Raw genomic sequence first — 1,907 nt, 5'->3', positions numbered from 1 at the left:
ACAGGGTCGCCACGGCCGAAGTGGCGCTGTTGAGGAAGCAGTTGGGGCTCATCGGCCACGCGCTCGCCGAACCGCGACCGGAACCCGAAGCCGCACCGAAGCCGAAACCAGTGCCGAAGCCGGTGCGAGGGCGACGGGTGCGCCGACCTGGATGCGGGTGATGCCGGACCGGTTGGTCAGCAGGGCCCACCCATCGACCTCCACCGCGCGCGACGCCCCCGGCCCCGGCAACCACCCACGGTCCGCCGCCGCGTCGAGCAGGGCGCGGACGGCACCGGGTTCGTGGAGGTTGAGGGAGGCGCCCCGGACGTACCCGACGTCCCCGGAGCCGAAGGGGGCTCCGCCCGGGACGTACCGCCCCGGCCCCGAGGTGAAGACGATCCGCAGCGGACCGCCCGTGCCGGCCGGCTGCGGAGACAGCGTGAGGGTCTGGACACAGCCCACGGTCCAGCCGGCGTCGTCCCTGGCCGGCCCGGAGTGGGCGTGACTGTGGCGCAGCGTCCACAGATACACGCGCCCGTCGGCGACAAGGCGGCGAGGCTTCTTGGAAGAACGGGGCACGGATCCGAGCGTACGAGGACCGCCGTACTCCAGGACGAGGAGCCCCGGACTCCAGGACGACGAACCCCGAGCCCGGAACCCCGAACTCATAGGATCGCGCACGTGTCCCGATCCGTACGGCTTGTTCCCACGGTCACCGCGTGCGCGCTGGCCCTCGTCCTGACGGCGTGCGGTGGAACGGGAGGCGTACAGGGCACCGCAGGCAGCGCGGGCGTGGCCGACCCGTACTTCCCGAAGGCTGGCAACGGCGGCTACGACGTGACCCACTACGCCCTGGCCCTCGCGTACGCCACCGACACCCACCACTTGACCGGCACGGCGGAGATCACGGCCCGCGCCACCGGCGACCTCTCCGCCTTCGACCTGGACCTCAAGGGCATGAAGGTCGACGCGCTGACAGTGGACGGCAGGAGCGCCTCCTGGACCCGCGCCGGCCAGGAACTGACAGTCCACCCGCCCTCGACCGTCCGCCGGGGCAAGACGTTCAGGACGACCGTCCGCTACTCCGGCACCCCCGAGACGATCACCGACCCCGACGGCTCGGACGAGGGCTGGCTGCGTACGGCGGACGGCGCGCTCGCGCTGGGCGAACCGACCGGCTCGATGGCCTGGTTCCCCGGCAACGACCACCCGTCCGACAAGGCGACGTACGACATCACGATCACCGTCCCGAAGGGCCTCCAGGCGGTCTCCAACGGCGAGTTGAGCACCGAGAGGACGACGGACGCCGGCCGTACGACGACCTACACCTGGCGCACCGCACGCCCCATGGCGACCTACCTGGCCACGGTCGCGATCGGCCACTACGACATCACCCGCACCACCACGAAGAACGGCCTCCCCGTGTACGTGGCCGTCGACCCGCAGGAGGCGGCGGCCAGCCGCAAGGTACTGGGGCAGCTCCCGGAGATCATGGAGTGGGAGGAGTACAACTTCGGCCCGTACCCCTTCTCCTCCACCGGCGCGATCGTCGACCGCCGGGGCGATGCGGGCTACGCCCTGGAGACCCAGACCCGCCCGTTCTTCCCGGGCGCCCCCGACACCGCCACCCTCGTCCACGAACTCGCCCACCAGTGGTACGGCGACTCCGTCACCCCGAAGACCTGGCGCGACATGTGGCTCAACGAGGGCTTCGCGACCTACGCGGAGTGGCTCTGGGCGGAGGACCACGACGGCGACACGGCCCAACAGACCTTCGACGCCCTCTACAAGGGCACGTACTTCGACGACAGGTCCGACAACGAGGCGATCTGGGCCTGCTCGGGGTCGGTCGCCGCCGCGGGCGAGACGTGCGCCTCGGCCGCCGACCGGCTCACCGTGTCGTCTTTGCCGTGCAGGGCTTCCCC

General features: G+C 71.4%; 2 protein-coding genes. One reads left to right on the top strand and one right to left on the bottom strand.

Going from position 1 to position 1,907, the window contains the following annotated elements:
- Positions 1 to 48 precede the first annotated feature (48 nt).
- A complete protein-coding gene (locus tag ACNFOC_RS53890; RefSeq protein WP_416966243.1) occupies positions 49 to 561 on the bottom strand; it encodes a hypothetical protein in 513 nt (170 codons plus the stop codon).
- Between the two features lie 102 nt (positions 562 to 663).
- Between ACNFOC_RS53890 and ACNFOC_RS53885 the strand changes: the two genes are divergently transcribed.
- The coding region (locus tag ACNFOC_RS53885; protein ID WP_416966242.1) for a M1 family metallopeptidase at positions 664 to 1,907 on the top strand (1,244 nt) is incomplete at its 3' end.

Source organism: Streptomyces colwelliae, assembly GCF_048158785.1.
GTDB lineage: Bacteria > Actinomycetota > Actinomycetes > Streptomycetales > Streptomycetaceae > Streptomyces.
The sequence above is the reverse complement of the archived record's forward strand: the minus strand, read 5'-3'. Positions and strand labels throughout refer to the sequence as shown.